The following is a 19,972-nucleotide window of genomic DNA, read 5'->3' on the forward strand; positions in this document are numbered from 1 at the left end:
GGCGCACCGCAAATCATCATATATCTTATTTTTTTCATTTCTGAATCATTTCTATCGTTGAATTCTTTGACATAAATTAATATTTACTTATATTTATCAAACATCTGGATTAGTCTTAAAAACTTCATACGTATTGATAAATTCATCACATTCTATGCAACATCACCATGAATTTGATGTTAAGATGACCCGATAAAACAGGCATTACCATGGAAAGGTAAATACCATAAGCGATATTTGTCTGTGCTTAAACAATTATCCATTTTTATGGCTTGTTGCCCCCTATCAAAATCAATAGAAATCTAAGGAACAACAATGCTTCAAACTATGATTGCAGATTTCCAGCAACATTTTTGGTTGTATATCTCTATTCCTTTTATGAGTGGTTTAATTGGCTACATCACCAAGGTGATCGCCATTCAGATGATGTTTTCGCCACTTGAGTTTAAAGGCATTAAACCATTTCTAGGTTGGCAAGGCATCGTGCCACGCAAAGCCGAGAAAATGGCAACAATTGCTGTTGAACTCATGACAGCCAAACTCATTAAACCTGAAGAAATTTTTGCACGCCTAGATCCTAAACGTATTGCCAAAGAAATAGAAAAACCACTGCTTGCCGCAGCTGAAGATATTACCCGTGATGTTGCGCAAGAGTATCAGCCGGGATTATGGGAAGGCATGCCAGAGTTTGCGCGTCAAAGACTCATTCGTCGTGTGCAATCAAAAGCACCCGAGATTGTTGAACACATCATGAGTGAAGTGCAACGTGATGTGAACCGATATTTTGATATTAAACATCTTGTTATTAGCAACTTGCTTAAAGACAAACGGCTACTCAACAATATTTTTAAACGAGTGGGCAAACAAGAATTTAAATTTTTCAGTAATGTCGGATTTGTATTTGGCTTCGGTATTGGTGTGATTCAGATGCTTTGCTGGATTATCACGCAAGGTAAATACCCTTGGATGCTGCCAATGTTTGGTGGCTTTGTGGGTTTTTTCAGTGACTGGATTGCATTACAAATGATGTTTAGACCCCTTTATCCTAAGAAAATATTGGGTTATACGTGGCAAGGTTTATTTATTAAACGTCAAAATGAAGTTGCCGCTGACTACGCAGCGTTAATTTCCAAACAGCTTTTAACTTCTCGCCATATGATGGAAGAGTTATTTTCTGGTACACATTCTGCGCGTGTTATTGATCTGGTTAACCGCCATGTTAAACAAGAAATTGATATGCAAGCAGGTGTGATTCGTCCACTTGTTGTTTACGCAATTGGTGGAGAAAAATATCAGGATATGAAATCGCAAGTTGCTGAACGTATTATGCAACGGCTTCCAGAGACGATGAAATACGTAGAATCTTATGCAGAAGATGCTATGAATATTCGCAGTACTTTAATTGAACGTATGCAAAAACTAACACCATCTGAATTTGAAGGTATGTTACGTCCTGCGTTTAAAGAAGATGAGTGGGCACTCATTGCAGTAGGTGCAGTACTTGGTTTTGTGGTTGGGGAATTACAAATCCAGTTCATGCTCTAATTTTACGTTCCTAGAAATAAAAAAACCGGATGAGTTGATCATCCGGTTTTTATTTTGTCTTGAATATTATTTCTCGATTGCATGATCCAAACTAATACGTCCAGCGCCATGAAGCATCAGGAAGAATAAACCACCTGCCATTGCAAGGTTTTTCATGAAATGGATGCCATTGTTATATTGCGCCGCTGCATCAGCACCACCTTGGTGGAATAAAAATGCAGTAAGAATACTAAAGATTCCAAGTCCAAAAGCCGCAAAGCGTGCTTGGAAACCAAATAACAAGGCTAAACCACCACCAAACTCAACCAAGATCACTAAAGGAAGAATTCCTGCTGGAACCCCCATTGCTTCCATATATCCAGCAGTTGCTGCATAACCAGTAATTTTCCCCCAACCTGCAACAAGGAAGATATAGGCGATAAGAAGACGCGCAATAAGGCTAATGAAACTGTCTGCACCTGATTGCGTTACGATATTTTTGACCACTACATTTGGATTAAACATATTGCCACCTTTATTTAAATGCTTATTTATTGATGAGCTCATTCTAGGTTTGGGACATTGATAATTAAATACTCAAAATCCATATATATCGTTGCATAAACGAGATGATCAATTTGTATTTTTTTGATGCTTTATACTGACTTTCTATAGGCTCACTGCTAGGATTTGAGCACGGTTTACCACTTGCTCTTATCATGGAACTTATTGATTTTATTCTACACGTTGATCAACATCTCGCCGAATTTATTATAAATTACGGAACGTGGATTTATGGCATTCTATTTTTAATTATTTTTGTTGAAACCGGTTTAGTGGTTATGCCGTTCTTACCGGGAGATAGTTTGCTATTTGCAGCTGGTGCTTTAGCAGCATCTACAGGTGCGATGGATCCATGGGTACTGGGTACTCTACTCTTCATTGCTGCCGTTTTAGGTGACACAGTAAACTACCATATTGGACGTTTTATCGGTCCACGTGTGTTTGAAATGAATTCCCGATTCATTAATAAACAGCACTTAGTTAAAACTCAAGAATTCTTTGCTCGCCATGGTGGCAAGACGATTATTTTTGCTCGCTTCGTTCCATTTGCCCGCACCTTTGCACCTTTTGTTGCTGGGGCTGGTAGCATGAACTATAAGTTTTTCCTAACTTATAACCTGATCGGAGCATTGTGTTGGGTCGCTTCTTTTGTAACTTTAGGCTATTTATTTGGAAATATGCCAATCGTTAAAGATAACTTTACCCATCTTATTTTCGGCATCATTATTATTAGTGTTTTACCAGGCATCATCGGATTTATACGTGAAAAACTCAAAAACCGAAAAGCCAATGTTCGAGACTAATTAGAAGAAACGGAATACCACCGGAAGCATACATAAAATAAGCAACATGGCCGATCCTTTATATAAATGATCGGCTTTTATTTTTTTGATTGGACCCGCTAACAACGCTCGCCCGAAAAGCATCCAGAAACTTGCTGCCGGAATCAGGATTAATGTAAAAACACCAAATACGATAAGAAAATTTTCAGGCGAATTCCATGCTTCAACAGGAAAGATACCCGCTGCAAACAACAAAGCTTTAGGATTCTTTAAGGTTGATAAGAATAATTGACGTGGCCGAATATTGCGATGACTTTGACTAAACTGTTGTAAATGGGTGTTCTTCCATAAGTGAAAAGCAAGCCAGAATACATAAAGTACACTCGTAATATGCAAAATGAGCAGTAGTGCTGGCCAAATTGGAGCAGCTAAATGAATAAAGACCGCCCAAAAGCTAATACCGTAGGCATAGCCTAACCATTCCATTGGGATAAGCCAGAATGCTTTAGATAAACCTTGAGAATGAGCAGCGGTTGCAAGTAAAGCATTTGTCGGCCCCGGAATGAGCAAAACAGCCAACATTGCCAATACAAAAAACCAACTCTCAATCATAAAATTTCCACAACATCCAAGATGGGGCCACCTTAAACGAAATAGGCAAAATATAGCAAGTTTGTGAGGGCTTTTGATTATAGAAAATACAGAATTTATTAAGCTTTAAAATTTAAAATGCATTGATTTATATTAACTTTATTATGAAACATTTTGCTAAACTTTATTCATCACAATATGCCTTAATTAGCATATTGTGATGCAAAATTGTCTATTAATTCATCTTTTTTCGAACAATAATTGGGCAATTTTTAAACTGAGCAGCCTGAACAATTGCTTCTTGCTGACCTAAAACACGTGAAAGTTCGGTATTTTTCGTTGAAGAAGATTGTCCCATATTTACAGAAATAGATGGACCGAATCCCCAACCGCCTCGTCCCCAGCCACCGCCGAGTCCAAGTCCAACACCCATACCGGTACTTTTCGGAGTTTGTACGCCATTATCGATATATTGTTGGATACGGTTATATTCACTTTGTAGCTGCTGACAGCCCAAAGATTGATATTGAGTCGGAGACACGTAAGTCGGTTTTACCGTCGTAGCACAAGCGCCGAGTAATAAAGTGGCTGCCACCAAAGGCGCAATATATAAGCCTTTCATCATTTTTCTCTTATCGTTTTGGCTCAATTTCACCAAACAATGTCTCATAAGCTTGAGTCAATTTATGTTCTGGTGCCAAATGAGCCAAAGGTAAATTTTTCTGATGCGATTCTTTCATTAAAACCGAAGGCGGTAACATGCTATTAAGTACAGGCAACCCCTCATCTTTCAACTGCTGAACCACTTCCCGAGGTAATTTTGCTTGAGCTTGAAATTGGTTGACGACAATTCCTTCAATTTCCAAGCGATCATTATGATCATCTTGCGTTTCGAGAACATTTTCAATCAATGTTTGTAACGCGCGCTTTGAAAAGACATCACAATCGAAGGGAATTAAGACTTTATCTGCTGCTATGAGTGCCGATAAAGTAAAAAAGTTAAATGCAGGTGGTGTATCTATATAGATACGATCATATCGTCCAATTAAGTTTTGAATTGAATCACGTAATTTATAAATTTTATGTTTACTTTCAAGTGCATGCTCAAGAGCACCAAGTGTGGGGCTAGCAGGAAGCACATCTAATTTTGCAAAGGGAGTTGAGTGTACAAAGCTATCAATATCTTTATTTCGTGGGGCTTTTAAAATCGAACCTAATGCATTACCGATTAAACCCTTTTGCTGATTGTTTCCCAACACATCATCAAAGAAATTTTCAATATTTGGTTCTAAAATTGATTTTTCAGCAGAATAGGTTGCGTCATCTCCTAAAAGGTACTGACTAGAGTTGGCTTGAGGATCAAGATCAATGACCAATGTCCTTAAGCCATGTTTGGCACTAATTGCAGCCAAATTTACCGTAATACTTGATTTCCCTACACCGCCTTTTTGGTTAAAAACCACACGAGTTAACATGTTTCCCTCTGCATATTTTTTTACTGTACGCAGTTTAACCTAGAGCTTAAGCAAAAAGGCAAAGAATGTAGAACAATTAAGCAAAAACAGGTTTCACAATCACTAAAATAATAATAGCAATAAATGCGATCGCACTAATGATTAAACCCGCCCTACGTTGTGCCAATAAAAGAGTGTCATCTTTTTTAAAGGCTTTCATCAGAGAAGATAACAAGACTAAAAATAGAATAATTTTAGCGTAAAACCACGGCTGTACCTGAAAGTCTTTCATGACCAATAAAATTGCACCCGTAATAAAAACTACGGTAAATGATAGATGCTGTAAGGCAACTAATATTTTGCGTCCCGCGGGATTTGGTTGCTCCCCTTGCACACCTACAAACAGAGTTGAAGCGCGTAAGACAAAAACCATAAGTGCAGCAGCCACCGCAGTCATATGAATAATTTTAGTGAGTAAATGTGCATCCATGAAATTAGCCCTTAGCTTTTAGGTGCATGTGCACATTCTGGGCTAGCAGGCGCCTGACCTTGCCACTCACTTGGTAAATAGGCATGAATTGCTAAAGCGTGAATTTGACCTGGATTCATTAAGTCTGAAGCTAAGGCATAAACTTTTTGATGACGTTGAACTAAACGTAATCCGTTAAATTCTTCACTCACTACAATCACTTTAAAATGTGACTCTTTACCTGGGAAATAACCACCATGTCCAGCCGACTCATTAATAACTTCTAAATGGCTAGGTGCAAGGGTTTGTAACCGTTCAATCAATTGTTGTTCAAGGCTCATAGCTTTTCCTTTACGATTATTCGTATATTTGAACCTAGTATACCCTGTCTACACACAAACAAAAGTTGCTCTTGTATGCTTTGACTCTAAACAAAATGTCTATTTATTCGGCAACTTAACGATAAAAATACATCTAATTGCTCATTTCTGTTTTTATTTTATGCAATCAGCATATTTATTTGCATAAAGTTGTTGACCCATGTTTCGCTTAATGTATTATAAGCGGCACGCGGGAATAGCTCAGTTGGTAGAGCATAACCTTGCCAAGGTTGGGGTCGCGAGTTCGAGTCTCGTTTCCCGCTCCAAATTGGTTTTTTTTGAGAAAGTTTTCGTAAAAACTGCTTATATATGCGGGAATAGCTCAGTTGGTAGAGCATAACCTTGCCAAGGTTGGGGTCGCGAGTTCGAGTCTCGTTTCCCGCTCCAAATTTAAAAGGCCCTAGTCGAAAGACTGGGGCTTTTTTCTTTTTATTGATTCATAATTTTTTACGGTCTATCTATTCACAGCGTAATTCATTGAGAATGGCTCAGCTCAAAGCCAAATATTTTATTACTAGATTCACATTTTTAAATCGTCAGTTATAAAGGTTCAATCTAGCTATATGTACAAGGCGTTGGAGTTATTCGATGCGTAGATATAAAGGGTAATAATTGAAAACAGTCCAAGTTAAAGCGCTCTAGGCTACAACTTTGTTGTAAACAGATAGAAAAGATGAAGTTAGAATCATATATATAGCTTTCAAAATAATACTCTTCTGTCTTTTGAGCATCATTGGTTGAGTCGAGAAATTGTATATGCTCAGGCAACACATGAAAGTTGAGCTTCTTTAAATGACGGCTCATTCCTTCGCCAGTACATTTGATATAAGCCTCTTTTAAGGTCCATATTTGAAAAAACCGCTGGTATACACTGGATGAATTAGTGAGTTCATTCTCTTTAATCCATTCAATTTCAATCGGTGCTAATACACTATCAACACGCATCCACTCGAACTCACGATCCACTTGTTCAATATCAACTCCTATTTCCCCTTCTTCAGTTACAGCAAGAATAATAACGTCCGCTGAGTGAGTAAGATTAAAATACACAGCCTTGCTACCTTCTGCAAAAGGCTTGCCGTTGGGATGTAATTGAATATTAACTTGATGAGGTGAGATGCCTAGCTTATCCGCCAAGACAGTCTTCACTAATACTCGAGAGATCAAGAAAAGGCGAGCCGCCTTAGGATGATATTGATCATATCTCAGCTTCTCTGCCGAACTGAGAAAGCCGAGATAATGACTCAATACCATATGGTCTTGTGGTACCCGTGAAACTGGGCAGACATAAACCTGCACTTGGGCACTATCAGACATTAGGAAGCGGTAGTGCTGTTGTATTTCATTAGAACAGGTGCGAGATAGTTAGAAACCACATCTACATGTGTAACGTGTGGATTATGGCCTGCGCCAGCGATAATATGTATAGGGATATCTGCGCTTATTGTGGTAACAATTGGATCTTTATCCCCCACAATGATTTCAACTTTAGAACGAAGTTCATTTAACAAAGCTGTCTGAGTTGCTCGCTGCTGCGGCAAACTAATACGGTGCATATACTCACTAATATGCTTGGCTACCGACACTCGACGTAATGAATCCATCGCATAACCAACAGACGGATTTTGTTGTCCATCTGGATGTAGGTCTTTAGCAATCATATCTTTTGGCACAAAACGGAAAATCAGATTAGATATAGCTTGTATCTGAAACATTTTAGCGGCCTGCGCCTGAACAGAATAAGGTGATATGAGGATAAGACGTGCAACTTTATCTGGATATTTCTTTGCAAGATTCAACGCAAAAAGACATCCTAACGAATGTGCAATAACAACACTATTTGGCGCTAAAAGCTTTGCAGCGGCATCAATAAATTGATGATTGTTGTCTTCCATCATCTCATAACTGCCTGAACGCCCAAGTCCCGGCAGGTCCATCATAGCGACCTGATCGTATGTGATTTTATTAATGATTGGAGACCAGCATGCACTATCAAATGGAATCCCATGTAAAAATAATGCAGATGAGGTGTCAGAACTAATCGGCTGTTTAGTATAAATTTCTGTCCAATATCGATTCTGATAGCTGAAATGACTAGGTGTTGATACTTGCATACGACCAAAGCGTGTAAGCACCAAACGATCAATCCAACGAGAGAAATAAGGAGTGACATTGATCAGGTCTGCGATACCCATTTTCGCTGCCATCGCCTCTGCCCCAGCAACATGATAGTGCTCGGTAGAAATGAAAGAGAGTTGTTCTTTAGAACCATCAAGCAATACCTCAGGTAATTTCTCTAATAGACCTTTGGGTACTTGTAAATGTGGTGTGCTGACTCCCAAATGCTCGGCAGCTAGATGAACGAGACGATGAAATTTCGGCGTCGCAGGATCAAGCAACATATACTCCTGAGCAATAGTCTCAGGATAAGACATCGTTCGGATCAAAAAGCTCACGATATACTGCATATTGCATAGTGGCAGGAATGTGTCACGACCACCTGGCAATGCCAGCAGACGTCCCTGATAGAGCTTATCAATCATGTCAGCAATACCAATATATTGCATATCGCCATAGTTATAAAAACCATCAATGACTGTCGCTGGATTTATTGCAGTCCATGGCACATTTAAACGCTTACAAGCCTCAATAAAAGCTTGATAACCCAAGATTTTTGAAGCTTCATAGCCACCGTGTTTGCAATACAACTCATCAGCCGACTCTTGTGGCGGAGCCGCCACACGATATCCACCAATCCAGATAAATCGCTCAAGCTGCTTCAATGTTGCAGCCCATTCAATTAAGGCAAGTCCTGACTTAATATTGGTACGCTCAGCTTCAGCTTTGCTAATGCCCCAATTAAAGGATGCGGCAAGATGATAAATCACATGGATCTTTGCCTGAGCATCCGCTAGCAGAGAGTCCAGCTTAAAATCGCGGCTTAAATCATATTCGACAAACGAAATAGACGGATCGACCAGCCCTTCTGTTGCAATGAAACCTAACAGCTTATCTTTCTTGGTTGCAGCATTACGCAGCGCAGCAATCACCTGATGACCTTCACGCAGAAGATCAACGATCAGTCTGCTACCAATAAAACCTGCTGCACCTGTTACTAATATGGTCTTCCGTGAAAAATTATCTTTTTTTGCGTTATTTAAATTATCCATAAATCACCTTATTAGGGACTGGGCACTCCCAGCATTGTTTTGGAGCGAATTATCTTAAAAATTATATCGAACCTGGGCATACACCAGACTGTTATCTCTAAATTGTCCTAACACCGTATCATTTCTACCCCAGAAGCGATCCCCACCTACATTCAATTGCCAGTGATCATCAAGGCTGTAATTAATACGTACTCTCAACAATTCATTAGGCTCTGGTGCAAAGTAGAATCCTGTTACTTCTAATTTCAGATTATCATTCAGTAAGTTAAGTGCATAGCGCAGCATAGCTCCATACTGATCCTGCTCATATTGGTCACTGATTGTTTGCTGATAACGGTAAACTTCTCTTAATACTGGATTTGTTAAGCTGTCGGCAGATCTAAAGTCCTCCGTATGTTTGTATACGCCAACCAAACTTAGCGTGGAATTCTTCAATGCTAATTCTGGACCCATGACCACGGTCAGATTATTTTTTTTGTGCGTAAGATCTTCACTACCATTCGAGTCAGTGTGGGTATATGCCGCTTCACCACGCCATACGATATCGTTATGGTTATAACTGAAATCAAACCCATAGACGGACATAGGATTATTTTTCAGCTGCAATGTTGCCTCCCCTGTTGGAGATGCAGAAAGAATTGACAGATCGGGCATGTGGTCCAAACCTGAGAAATACGATGCACCAACATCGAGACCATCTACAGAATAATCCCAGCGCATTGCAAATGCAGGACGGCTCTTCTTATCTATTTCATACTGGACACCAGAAATCTGACGCAATGGAATCACATCTGAACGACTACGCGGATACCACAACGCTGTCCATTTATTGGTTCCTGATTCAGGAATATATGTCAATTTAATTGCATCATTTCCAAGACGTTGATCTGTCTCATCGGGCACTAGGCGCGTATAGTCACGAGGCGATAGATTATCTGTCGGATTAATCCCATCAGCTCTCCCCCAGACTACAATCTGGCGACCAACATCGACATAGACTGTCTGATCCCAGTTATAAGAGGCATACAACTCACGTAAGTTGCGATTTACCTTACTCACCTGATCTGGGTTTACAGTATGGTCCGTTTCGTCTCCAATATTTATGTCGTAATGGATCTTAAACTCTGGATTAAACTTGAGCGTACCATTGGACCAGAAGCTTGCTTGTCCAATGTTTTTTAACGAACTTAAATCACGATCTGATGACCACACATCGAGTCTGGCTGAGTTCTGGCTTACAAAACTAATTTCGCTGTCATCTGCATGAGCATGCTGCAGTAGCATAAAGCTACTGCAGCATGCAAATACCCAATAGGCACCTTGCGTCATTTTTCAAGACTCTGCGGTGAGAAAAGCTTATCGGATAAGGTTTTCTCTGCGACAAAATCATTAACGATCACTTGTGTCATATGCTGAGTTTGCAGATTTTTCGCCATAGATTTCATGGCCTGCCATCTTGGTTTCACTTTGCCGTAAGGACGGATATCGGTGAACTCAATATGCTTTAACGGTTTACCTGCAGTATCCCAAATATCGATAGTTGCTGTAACAAAGTTGTCTTTGAGGATGCACATGCGACGTTTGCTATAACCAAAGTCACTCTTCACAGTATTATTGATTGGCGTTGCTTCAATCGTATAGCAATCTTTGCCATTAAATTTGCCATCTGCCAGTTTAGTGTACTTCCAGTCACTTAGCTTATAGCCAAGTACATCACCATAACTAAAGTCCGTACCAATAAAAGCATCACCCTTATTCGCTGATGCCAAACGACGTACTTTTTTCAATGCAGGTAAATAGACAAACATGCTATCACTGCCTTTTGCATTCTCAATCAACAGCGTCGTGGTTCCCTGTACATCTGCTGGTGAGATGAATTCAGTCAAACGCATATTGTTTTGAGTATTTCCAGCAAGCTTAGTCATATTTTTAGTCAAACGTACGCGTTGCTCGCCGCTTTTAGATGTCAGCACAAATTTAGCACTAGCACTTGAAGACAAGAACTTAGAGGCATCATCACTACGGCTAACAATGTCTTGAACCTCATCTGCATGAGATGTTTTAGGCATCGACATTGTGAGCGCCGTACCCAACAAGAGACTTGTCACAACAGTTTGTGCAACGGTAATGTTCTTCTTATTTGAGGGAAAGATAAAACGAGGTTTCAACATTAGAATCATTGTAGGTACCATAATTAAGGTTGCAAATACACTGAAAAGCATCGCAATCACAATAAACATCGCTAGCCATTGATGCACATGGAAGCCTTGCGATAGGGACAATACGCCATACCCACCAGCAACAGCAGTCGCAACAAAAAGCGAAGCCTTACCAGCAGTACTTAAAGTTTTACGAATAGCATCTTTGATATCACTGCCCTCTTCACTCAAGATTTCTCGCAAGCGATAGAGGAAGTAAATGGCGTAATCTGCACCAATACCAACCGCCATGGCTGAGATCAGAGAGTTCGGAATATTGAGCGGAATATCGAGCCAGCCCATCACACCAAAGATCGCAAGAATCGAGAATAGAAGTGGTGTCAGGACAATGAGTCCAGCAGAGAACGAACGGAAAACTAGCGCAGAGATAAAGAATACGGCAAATGAAATCTGTAGAATATTCATCAGCTTGCCGTGAACCATCGTTTCAGTTAAAGCAATGGTCTGAGTCACATCACCACCGAAACTCACAACAGCTTTATCACCCAATTGACCCGCCATATACGTTTTTAACGACTCAAGAATTTCTTTAATGCGATGATTACTGCCTGTTTTCAGAAGAACAGTGATCTTGGCATAACGCTGAGTGGTATCAATGTATGAATCAAAATCAGTCGGCTCACCAGACATTGAATACAACAGCAGATACTGAGCAACGACATCTTTGGTTGCAGGAACCTGAAATGCTTGAGGCTGATCAGCATTCATTGCCTGATTCATTCGTTTGATATAGTCAACGATAGAGATGGTTTTACCGACCTCTGGAATTGAGTTTGCGAACTTTTCTGTATTATCAATCGCTTTTAGGATTTCAGGGTTTTCAATACCATCACGAACCTTCGTATCAACCATAATATAAAGGCTGTTTGTACCACCAAGAGACTGATTCAAGAATCTGTCGTCTTGCTGCATTGGTAAGTCGCGAGCGAAGAAATTACGGCTATCGTTGTCTACCACAATACGGCTCGTGCCAATAGCAAGAAAGACGCCCATTGCCGCAATCGCAGTCATTAACATCATTCGTGGACGAACTGATAAAATGACATCACCAATACGGTTTGGAATCCAATCCCAGATCGGTAAGCCTTTGCGTTTGACCTTCACAACCGAAGGCGGTGGCAACATTGAGCGAAGTGCCGGAATAAAAGTCATCTCAATCACCAGCGTACTGATGATCCCGATTCCTGTAAAAATACCGAATGAACGAATCGTTGGAATATTGAAAGTCAACAATGAGAAGAAACCAGCCGCTGCAATACCACCAGCCAATACCATAACCGGACCCACACGAACCAAAGACTGCACTACAGCTTCGCTATTGGCAGCTTTAGGTTCCATCCCTTGAGCAATCAGATGATCAAAATCTTCATAGTAGCGCTTGAGCAACTGCACGGCGTGCCCTGCCGCAATAGCTAAAATCAGAATCGGCGTAGGCGAGTTAAAGATATCCATTGGCTGTTTGAACAAGCCCATCATGCCCATACCCCATGCCACAGCCAACAAAGCTGTAACGAGTGGCAGAATCAAACCTTGCTTGCTGCGGAATGCTTCAAAGTGCAATAAACCAATCACCAATACGGCAATCGGGAACAAGATATTGATACGTTTAGAGTAATCTTCAGCTTTATCCAGATACACAGGATTACCACCGACACTGATGGTCATATCTTTAGATTGTTCACTCTCTACGATTTTGTTGATTGGGCCCATCATCTTTTGGAAGCCCTCTGGACTTTCCTCAAGCTCAAGCAAAATCGCAGCAGTTCTTTGATCTTTCGATACCACTGAATTCATATAGGTTGGATTCAGTGCCAGTAGTTTTTTCAGGTGATCGATATCCTCCTGAGTCACTGAACTGCTTGGTAATAGTTTCTTGGCATCGAAGCCTTCTGCATTCGCCTCGATTCCTTTCGCCTGACGTGCAGCCAGACTCATCATAGTTGAGCGAACTACACCAGGTGCATTATCCACTTCTTCGGTAATGCGTTTGACTTTCTCCAACACCTGCGGCTGATAAATATCACCCTGCTTCGGTGTAATACCGATCACGACCATATATTTGGAGCCGAATTTCTTTTCAATCAGCTTGGTCGAGGTAATATAAGGATGCCCCTTAGGCGCAAGTGCATCTGGGTCAATAATAATTTTTACACCAGATGCCAGATACGCTAGAGCAAGTGTTAAGAGCATCACCACAGTCAAAACAATACGGCGATGGCTAAGAATCCAACGCGCGTATTTCTCCATTACTTGTTGAGTCTTACGAGGTGGTTTACTGGTCTCGATAGTTGGTTTATTTTCATTGCCAACCGACTCATAGGCTTCACCCCTTTGAGCCAATGCTTGAAGATTATCAACATCTTTTTTGAACTGAGCGAGTACCATCTTTTTTAGCAGCGCTGGCGGCAATACACCAAAAAAGCTACCCGGTTCTGCCTCAAACACCCATTCAATCCACGTACCTTCCGGATGTGGTTTGAAACGGTAAGTACCTGTGTAGTGAAAGGGTCCTTCCACTACTTTAAACGCATACAATTCATTCGGTACTAGATGTGTAATTTCACCTTTAAAGGACATTTCACGACCAATAAAGCTAAAACCAATCTCGTACTTACTGCCCACACGCGGAGTACTGTCTAGCAGTTCAGAATGCTTACACGACAATTGCCAACCTGCATCATTGGCCGGGTTTGCAAGGTAGTTAAAAACCTTGTCAATCTCGGCCGGTATGAGGAAAGCATGTTCTATGGTCACCATAGTGGTTCTACCTTCTTGTATTTCTTATGCAGGAATTGGATACATCTGATCAATGGTCTGGGCCACAGCCACGACATTCTCAGCGTACATAATTGATGAATGGTCACCAGGCAAATCCACTTGTGTAAATGTTTCTTTGACCAGTTGATCCCAACCTAGACTTTCTCCGAAGTCTTCCTGCTCATCTTTGGCCTTGACCAATAGAATTGGAAAATCTTCAGGATCTGGGAAATAGGTCTGGAGTGCGATGCCATTCGCCAAATAGGTATCAAAGTAAAGTCGGAAATCTGATGGATCAGCATCTAACGGTAGAACATTGATGGCCTTAGCTTCTTTAAGTACATGATCAAACATTTGATCTGGACTCAATTCACGCAAGTATTGCGCTGGGATCGTTAACTTTTTGCCATAAGGTGCAGCTAAATCACGGGCGAACCAAGACAAAAGCATGGCATCGTCGGCATCTTCAGGCACATTTTCTGGAATTGGAGCACGAGTATCGATCATGACAATACCTGTGACCTGTTGCCCCATTTGACGCAACTGACGACTGATCTCATACGCAATCGCCCCACCGAAACACCAGCCACCGAGGAAATAAGGGCCTTGAGGCTGCATCTTTTGCATTTCAGCAATATAGAGCGTCGCCATTTCTTCAATCGCCACTTCCGCAGCATCGGCTTCAATCAGTCCAGGAGACTGAATAGCACGTAAGGTACGATTCGGGTTGAGGTGACGCGAAAGCTCCATATAACAGAAGGTACTGCCACCAATTGGATGGAACAGCCACAGCGGTTGTTCATAAGTTCCACGGCGTAGTTCAATTACGATAGATGGCTTAATTTCTTTATTTTCGCGAATGATTTCACTCAGACTCGCCACAGTGGAATATTGTGCCAACAAAGCAACTGACAGTTCGGTACCGAAAGCCTTTTTGAGATGGTTGACAAGCTTCACAGCTAATAAAGAATGCCCACCTAATTCAAAGAAATCATCGTGTATACCAACTCGCTTGACCGACAAGATCTGTTCAAAGGTAGTACACAATTCGATTTCGATCGGATCACGCGGTGCAACATAATCATTGCTCTGCTCAAAGATCGGCTCAGGAAATGCCTTACGATCCAACTTATTGTTGGCCGTCATTGGAAATTCATCCAATCGGATAAACGCACTTGGCACCATATAAGCTGGAAGATGGATTTGCAGGGTCTTTTTTAAACCAGCAATATCAAGCTCTTGTCCAGTTACATACGCCACCAGTTTCTGGTCGCTGTCAGCTGTGGTCTTAACCAGCACTACCGCATCTGTGATACCGTCGATCTGTTTGAGAACATTCTCGATTTCACCTAGTTCGATACGGAATCCACGAATCTTGACTTGGAAATCTAGACGTCCATGATGAGTCAAGCGTCCATCTGTACGCAGGCAGACTTTATCCCCTGTTCGGTAGAGTCGACCGGCATTTGGTAGAGATGGCAATGTTCTAAATTGTGCATCTGTCAATTCAGGTCGATGCCAATAATCAACCGCTAGGCCATCACCACCAATCCAAAGCTCACCCATAACGCCTGGTGGAACCAAACGCTGCTGCTCATCAAGAACATAAAGCTGGGTATTCGCCAGTGGTTCACCTAAATCAATATACTTTGCATCGGTGATACGAGCTGCACTAGACCACACTGTAGTTTCAGTCGGACCATAGACATTCCATAGACAACCAACTTTATCCAGCAGTTTTTCTGCAAGAATAGTATCTAGCGCTTCGCCTCCACAGAGTGCAGTCAACCCTGCATTGCCGCCCCACTCGCTATCTAAGAGCATTTTCCAAGAAGCCGGTGTAGCCTGTAACACATTGATAGACTTAGCATTTAGATAGTCTACGAGTTGATTACCATCTTGTGATACTTCACGTGGGCATACATGCACCACACCGCCGTACATAAGCGGAATGAGTAATTCAAGAATTGAAATATCAAATGCATACGTGGTGATTGCTAACAACTGAGTGTCAGCAGTCACTTGCAATCTATCATTCATAGATAGCAAGAAATTGATGATTGAAGGATGCCCAATACGAACACCTTTAGGCTTACCTGTCGAGCCTGATGTGTACATCACATAAGCGACATCACCAAAGGCAAGCGCCTCGCGCACTTTCTCAAGTGCCACAACACCAGCTTGATTGATATCTAAGCGAGGTACAGAACTGTTAAGAGCATCCATTAACTCGGTTTGAGTCAAGATGACTTTAGGTTCGGCATCTTCAATGATGTTTTGTAGACGTTCAGTTGGGAAGTTAGGATCCAGTGGCACATAAGCTGCCCCTGCCGCCCAGATCCCAAGGATTGCTGCTGGCAGTAACGCTGTGCGGTCTAACATGAGACCTACACGATCGCCACGTGTAATGCCGTGTTCACGCAAATATTCAGCAATACCAGCAATATGTTGACCTAACTCACGGTAGCTAACCGCATGATCGTTCGAGGTCAAAGCATGATTTTCACCACGATCATCGATCTGCTTTAAAATCATTGCGAATAGATCATGCTGAGCATAATCAGTCGCCTTTCCACGGAGGGCCTCGAACTGAATGCCATCTTTATAATCAGGTGCGATATTTAACTCAACGATCTTACGTTCAGGATGAGCCACCATCTCAGATAGTACAGCTTGCAGCAGCTGTACTATATTTTCGGCAGACTGCGCAGAAAATAGCTCAGTGTTATATTTCAATACACCAACAAGTTCACCCTGATATTCACCGCCCATTTCTAGCGTAATATCCAACTGTCCTTCTTGCTGACGAACTGGAAAACTTCCTAAAGTTAAATCTTGACCAACCAAAGTAGCTGGGGTCTGGATTGGCAGAAGTAGTTCTTTAAACTCATCCATACCGCCTAGACGTTCCCAGAACATTCCTACCTGAGCCAATGGGTTAATACTGCCATCACGCTTTGGTGAAACAGCTTCAACTACTCTGGAAAAGGCAACTTTTTGATGCTTGAGGCTCTGTCTTAATTGTTCCTGAACCTGCTGTGTAAATTGACGTAAAGTCTGGTCAGCATCAATGTCCATGTGAATAGCAATCGTATTGACAAACTGCCCCAGCGCATTGCGCAACGAGCGCTCAAGTCGACCAGCTACAGGTGTAGCAATAACGAGTTCATTTTCATTTGATAGCTTGTGTAGCAGGATATAGAAGCCAGATAGTACGAGTCCAAACAGCGTGATCTCATAATCTTTCGCTAAGTTCACAAGACCAGACGACACTGACTCAGGCACACGGAACACCAGTGAGCTACCTTTGTGTTGCTGCACAGCCGGACGAGGATAATCAAGCGGAATGCTATGTACGTGTGGTGCATGTTGTAACGCATTTTTCCAGAACAGTAGACTCTCATCAGCATCGTCAATCGCAGTACTCTGCTGCTTATCAGCATACTGTGCGAACTCGATTCCGTTCACTACGTCTGACTCTGTAACTAGTCCAAAACGTTTGCCGACATCACGCAGTAAGAGACCAATCGACCAGAAATCCATGAGGGCATGATGAATCACGACTGCAATCACATAGTGATTTTCACCACGTTCATAACAATGAATACGCCACAGCGGTGGCTGAGTCAGATCAAACGGCTGTTTAGTATCCTGCTCGACCAATTGTGTCAAATCAGATGCATCGACATGGCGAGCATCAGAGAAGACGATATTAGGATAGATTCGATCCCAGATCAGTTGCTCAATACCCTGATCATTAGCAGGCATACTTACACGTAGCAGCGGATAATCATGCATTACCGCTTCTAGAATCTCCATCGGCTTATTGCCTAATGGTTGGTTGACCTTCACATCAAAGGCCACCACCATATTGTAGGCACTGCAGGTCGACTCAAGGCGCTGGATATACCAGATGCCGAGCTGTTCTGCAGAAATCGCATGACGTGACAGAACTTCTGGTTCTAGTCGTACAAGGTTATTCACGAAGCAACTCCCTGTTGCAACTCAGAAACAAGATATTCAGCCAACGCATTAATTGTCGGGTAATCCCATAGTAGTGTCGGTTCAAGCTCTAGTTTTGTCAGATCTTCTAAATCCCCAGACACAGACAAAGCAACGATCGAATCAAGACCGTAACTGGTAAATTTTTGATCTGGATTAATCGTCTCAGGCTCTACGCGCATTTCTTTGGCTACTAGCGTACGAATGATTGCGCTCCAGTAAGCTTTATCTTTATTCATGGGGTAATCTCCTCTTTAACCGGTTTGGCATCACGTGGTGCCAGTGCAAAATCGATGACAGATAACATATGGTTGGTTGAAATTCGGTCTAGCAGATCTGCCAATGTGCTTTCACGTAGTGATGTCATTGGAGGGGATGCCTGCCCTTCAGCAGCATTTAGGAAAATGATCAGCCATGCACCATCCTGCAAAGCAGGTCTTAAGCCATGACGGTTAAATATCCAAAAACCCAGCACAGCAATGCGAGCAAATAACTCAGCATAGTCACGGGCCAAGCTGAAACGTAATGTTTCAAACTCTTTGGCCGCTTCTGAATTTGAGAAATAATCCTGAATTTTTTGATCTAGCGTGCGCTGCTCGATAAGAAGTTGATCAGCACGTTCACGTAACGGGGACAGAATCTCAGCAGTCATTCCCTCTGTAACGTCCGCATCGTTGAGCATCTCGATGATCGTTCCCAGTGACTCCATCACCAAGTCACCATCGCGGTTGAAAATCTCAAGCTCACGAAAATCAATAGCATCCGTCTTCACCTGTAAGTCATATAACTGGTGATAGCGTGCTTTAGCTTCGGCTTGGTCGAGATGGTTTACTTTTTTGCTACGGCCTTTATTGGCAGACTTGAGCTGAAAACTCAGGCTGTCTAGACAGACGGTGCTACTGCCGTCAAACACACTAACAATCAGATGGTCTCTGAAAGCTTTCTGGTACATTCCATCCGCATATGCATTTCTTAAGAAAAAACGCGACCCAAGCACTGAGGAGGTGATCTTAGCGAGTGACTCTACATACTCAGGCACCAGTACCTTAATGATCGGTGACCATGTACTGAACTGATTGATACAAACATGTAACCCACGCGCACCAACGAGTGACAACACCTCAGCCGCCAATAGATAGGCATAGGCTGTAGCCAGTTGCTCACGCACTAGCGGAATGCTTATTACTTTTTTGTTATATAACTCACGCTCAATAGCAAACTCAGTCGCGATGCGCAGCATCGTATCGCCCGCACCCAAAGAGAAGCTGCTGCAATATGCACGCGTCACCTGTAGCGTCTTGAGCCCAAGCTCTAAGCCCTGACCTTCTTCACCGATCAGAGCATCTTTGTGAATTTCAGCATTGTTAAAGCCAATACCACTGATATCTAACCCACGCATACCCACTGTTGGTAGACGGTTCAGGCTATAAGTTCCCTTAGAAACCATATGACGCTTATCAAGCCAGAATGCACTCAGGCTACGTGGTCCACGGTCATCCGACGTTTTAGCAATCAGACTTAAAGAGTCACCTAGAGTAGCGCGATTGATTGACCATTTTTCGCCATTCAAAACGTACTTGCTTTCAGTAGCTTGTGCAGTTACTTCACTAGATAAAAGGTCAGCTCCATGCGCTTTCTCACTATAAGCTAGCGCTGGTGCAGCACCACTCAAAATTCGACTAGCAATGTTTTGGCATTGGTTTGCATTACCACCGATCCATACAATCACAGACCAAGCATTCGTGCTATAGGTCGAATTGATGGTTAGATCACGTCGTGCCAGCACTCGATGCAGATATAGCAACTCTTCACCAATTTCCATACGACCTCCAAGCTCTGAAGGTACATAAAAACGGTTCATGCCCACGGCATTCAGAAAATCAACAGCACGCTGAGGGTATTGTTCCTTCTCATCGCGCTCAATGGCAGCGGACCAAGAAAAATCATTATTGGTATCATGTACGGAGCCTAAAATTTGCTCCAGACGAGCAGCAGATTGAAACTGCCGCAAATTAGATGTAAGTGACATGAGTTTTTGCTCAAATGATTAAAGGGTAAGG

The 19,972-nt window shown here is 42.0% G+C and carries 15 protein-coding genes and 2 tRNA genes; 4 read left to right on the plus strand and 13 right to left on the minus strand.

Annotated elements, in window-relative coordinates; all coding sequences use genetic code 11:
- Nucleotides 1–327 precede the first annotated feature (327 nt).
- Nucleotides 328–1,545 (plus strand): DUF445 domain-containing protein, encoded by a 1,218-nt coding sequence (locus K6I41_RS18395; RefSeq protein WP_171056882.1) that lies wholly within the window; start codon nucleotides 328–330, stop codon nucleotides 1,543–1,545.
- Between the two features lie 66 nt (nucleotides 1,546–1,611).
- On the opposite strand, the gene K6I41_RS18400 is transcribed toward K6I41_RS18395, so the two are convergent.
- Nucleotides 1,612–2,049: a DoxX family protein gene (locus tag K6I41_RS18400; protein WP_004795325.1), complete on the minus strand. Its 438-nt coding sequence runs from the start codon at nucleotides 2,047–2,049 to the stop codon at nucleotides 1,612–1,614.
- Between the two features lie 194 nt (nucleotides 2,050–2,243).
- Here K6I41_RS18400 and K6I41_RS18405 point away from each other — a divergent pair, with 194 nt between their 5' ends.
- On the plus strand, nucleotides 2,244–2,891 hold the full coding sequence (locus K6I41_RS18405; protein WP_004795326.1) for a DedA family protein: 648 nt from the start codon (nucleotides 2,244–2,246) through the stop codon (nucleotides 2,889–2,891).
- Here K6I41_RS18405 and K6I41_RS18410 read toward each other — a convergent pair whose 3' ends face one another.
- From K6I41_RS18410 to K6I41_RS18430, 5 genes are all read right to left on the minus strand, one after another.
- A complete protein-coding gene (locus tag K6I41_RS18410; protein WP_250374919.1) occupies nucleotides 2,892–3,482 on the minus strand; it encodes a LysE family translocator in 591 nt (196 codons plus the stop codon).
- A 214-nt stretch (nucleotides 3,483–3,696) separates the two neighbouring features.
- Nucleotides 3,697–4,083, minus strand: a complete 387-nt coding sequence (locus tag K6I41_RS18415; protein WP_035358629.1) for a hypothetical protein — start codon at nucleotides 4,081–4,083, stop codon at nucleotides 3,697–3,699.
- A gap of 10 nt (nucleotides 4,084–4,093) precedes the next feature.
- On the minus strand, nucleotides 4,094–4,936 hold the full coding sequence (locus K6I41_RS18420; RefSeq protein ID WP_005037493.1) for a ParA family protein: 843 nt from the start codon (nucleotides 4,934–4,936) through the stop codon (nucleotides 4,094–4,096).
- Nucleotides 4,937–5,012: 76 nt separating this feature from the next.
- Nucleotides 5,013–5,405: a SirB2 family protein gene (locus K6I41_RS18425; RefSeq protein WP_004795332.1), complete on the minus strand. Its 393-nt coding sequence runs from the start codon at nucleotides 5,403–5,405 to the stop codon at nucleotides 5,013–5,015.
- An 11-nt stretch (nucleotides 5,406–5,416) separates the two neighbouring features.
- Nucleotides 5,417–5,725: a BolA family protein gene (locus tag K6I41_RS18430; RefSeq protein ID WP_000051228.1), complete on the minus strand. Its 309-nt coding sequence runs from the start codon at nucleotides 5,723–5,725 to the stop codon at nucleotides 5,417–5,419.
- A gap of 229 nt (nucleotides 5,726–5,954) precedes the next feature.
- On the opposite strand from K6I41_RS18430, the gene K6I41_RS18435 reads away from it, so the two are divergent.
- Nucleotides 5,955–6,030: transfer RNA gene (locus tag K6I41_RS18435), tRNA-Gly, on the plus strand.
- A gap of 45 nt (nucleotides 6,031–6,075) precedes the next feature.
- Nucleotides 6,076–6,151 (plus strand) — tRNA-Gly (locus tag K6I41_RS18440).
- Nucleotides 6,152–6,319: 168 nt separating this feature from the next.
- Here K6I41_RS18440 and K6I41_RS18445 read toward each other — a convergent pair.
- Genes K6I41_RS18445 through K6I41_RS18475 form a run of 7 tightly spaced genes read right to left on the minus strand, consistent with a single transcriptional unit; the run spans nucleotide 6,320 to nucleotide 19,923 of the window.
- Complete coding sequence (locus tag K6I41_RS18445) at nucleotides 6,320–7,081, minus strand: 4'-phosphopantetheinyl transferase family protein (RefSeq protein WP_250374920.1); 762 nt, start codon at nucleotides 7,079–7,081, stop codon at nucleotides 6,320–6,322.
- Nucleotides 7,081–8,934: an alpha/beta fold hydrolase gene (locus K6I41_RS18450; RefSeq protein ID WP_250374921.1), complete on the minus strand. Its 1,854-nt coding sequence runs from the start codon at nucleotides 8,932–8,934 to the stop codon at nucleotides 7,081–7,083. Before K6I41_RS18450 ends, K6I41_RS18445 begins: the two co-directional genes overlap by 1 nt.
- Nucleotides 8,935–8,988: 54 nt before the next feature.
- The gene (locus tag K6I41_RS18455; protein ID WP_250374922.1) at nucleotides 8,989–10,263 is read right to left on the minus strand and encodes a DUF1302 family protein; all 1,275 of its coding nucleotides are present in this window, start codon (nucleotides 10,261–10,263) and stop codon (nucleotides 8,989–8,991) included.
- On the minus strand, nucleotides 10,260–13,910 hold the full coding sequence (locus tag K6I41_RS18460; RefSeq protein WP_250374923.1) for an outer membrane lipoprotein-sorting protein: 3,651 nt from the start codon (nucleotides 13,908–13,910) through the stop codon (nucleotides 10,260–10,262). The genes K6I41_RS18455 and K6I41_RS18460 overlap by 4 nt, the downstream gene beginning before the upstream one ends.
- A 24-nt stretch (nucleotides 13,911–13,934) precedes the next feature.
- Nucleotides 13,935–17,894: a non-ribosomal peptide synthetase gene (locus tag K6I41_RS18465; protein ID WP_250374924.1), complete on the minus strand. Its 3,960-nt coding sequence runs from the start codon at nucleotides 17,892–17,894 to the stop codon at nucleotides 13,935–13,937.
- Nucleotides 17,891–18,151 carry an acyl carrier protein gene (locus tag K6I41_RS18470; protein WP_004795344.1) on the minus strand — a complete coding sequence of 87 codons (261 nt, stop codon included), beginning with the start codon at nucleotides 18,149–18,151 and terminating at the stop codon, nucleotides 17,891–17,893. The genes K6I41_RS18465 and K6I41_RS18470 overlap by 4 nt, the downstream gene beginning before the upstream one ends.
- A complete protein-coding gene (locus K6I41_RS18475; RefSeq protein ID WP_198308400.1) occupies nucleotides 18,148–19,923 on the minus strand; it encodes an acyl-CoA dehydrogenase family protein in 1,776 nt (591 codons plus the stop codon). The genes K6I41_RS18470 and K6I41_RS18475 overlap by 4 nt, the downstream gene beginning before the upstream one ends.
- Nucleotides 19,924–19,972 lie beyond the last annotated feature (49 nt).

Source organism: Acinetobacter sp. AS23, assembly GCF_023612055.1.
Lineage (GTDB): Bacteria > Pseudomonadota > Gammaproteobacteria > Pseudomonadales > Moraxellaceae > Acinetobacter > Acinetobacter oleivorans.

Excerpts from the sequence above, each read along its gene's own strand:
- K6I41_RS18395 (WP_171056882.1), top strand. The coding sequence starts at position 328 with ATGATTGCAGATTTCCAGCAACATTTTTGGTTGTATATCTCTATTCCT.
- K6I41_RS18400 (WP_004795325.1), bottom strand. The coding sequence starts at position 2,049 with ATGTTTAATCCAAATGTAGTGGTCAAAAATATCGTAACGCAATCAGGT.
- K6I41_RS18405 (WP_004795326.1), top strand. The coding sequence starts at position 2,244 with ATGGAACTTATTGATTTTATTCTACACGTTGATCAACATCTCGCCGAA.
- K6I41_RS18410 (WP_250374919.1), bottom strand. The coding sequence starts at position 3,482 with ATGATTGAGAGTTGGTTTTTTGTATTGGCAATGTTGGCTGTTTTGCTC.
- K6I41_RS18415 (WP_035358629.1), bottom strand. The coding sequence starts at position 4,083 with ATGAAAGGCTTATATATTGCGCCTTTGGTGGCAGCCACTTTATTACTC.
- K6I41_RS18420 (WP_005037493.1), bottom strand. The coding sequence starts at position 4,936 with ATGTTAACTCGTGTGGTTTTTAACCAAAAAGGCGGTGTAGGGAAATCA.
- K6I41_RS18425 (WP_004795332.1), bottom strand. The coding sequence starts at position 5,405 with ATGGATGCACATTTACTCACTAAAATTATTCATATGACTGCGGTGGCT.
- K6I41_RS18430 (WP_000051228.1), bottom strand. The coding sequence starts at position 5,725 with ATGAGCCTTGAACAACAATTGATTGAACGGTTACAAACCCTTGCACCT.
- K6I41_RS18445 (WP_250374920.1), bottom strand. The coding sequence starts at position 7,081 with ATGTCTGATAGTGCCCAAGTGCAGGTTTATGTCTGCCCAGTTTCACGG.
- K6I41_RS18450 (WP_250374921.1), bottom strand. The coding sequence starts at position 8,934 with ATGGATAATTTAAATAACGCAAAAAAAGATAATTTTTCACGGAAGACC.
- K6I41_RS18455 (WP_250374922.1), bottom strand. The coding sequence starts at position 10,263 with ATGACGCAAGGTGCCTATTGGGTATTTGCATGCTGCAGTAGCTTTATG.
- K6I41_RS18460 (WP_250374923.1), bottom strand. The coding sequence starts at position 13,910 with ATGGTGACCATAGAACATGCTTTCCTCATACCGGCCGAGATTGACAAG.
- K6I41_RS18470 (WP_004795344.1), bottom strand. The coding sequence starts at position 18,151 with ATGAATAAAGATAAAGCTTACTGGAGCGCAATCATTCGTACGCTAGTA.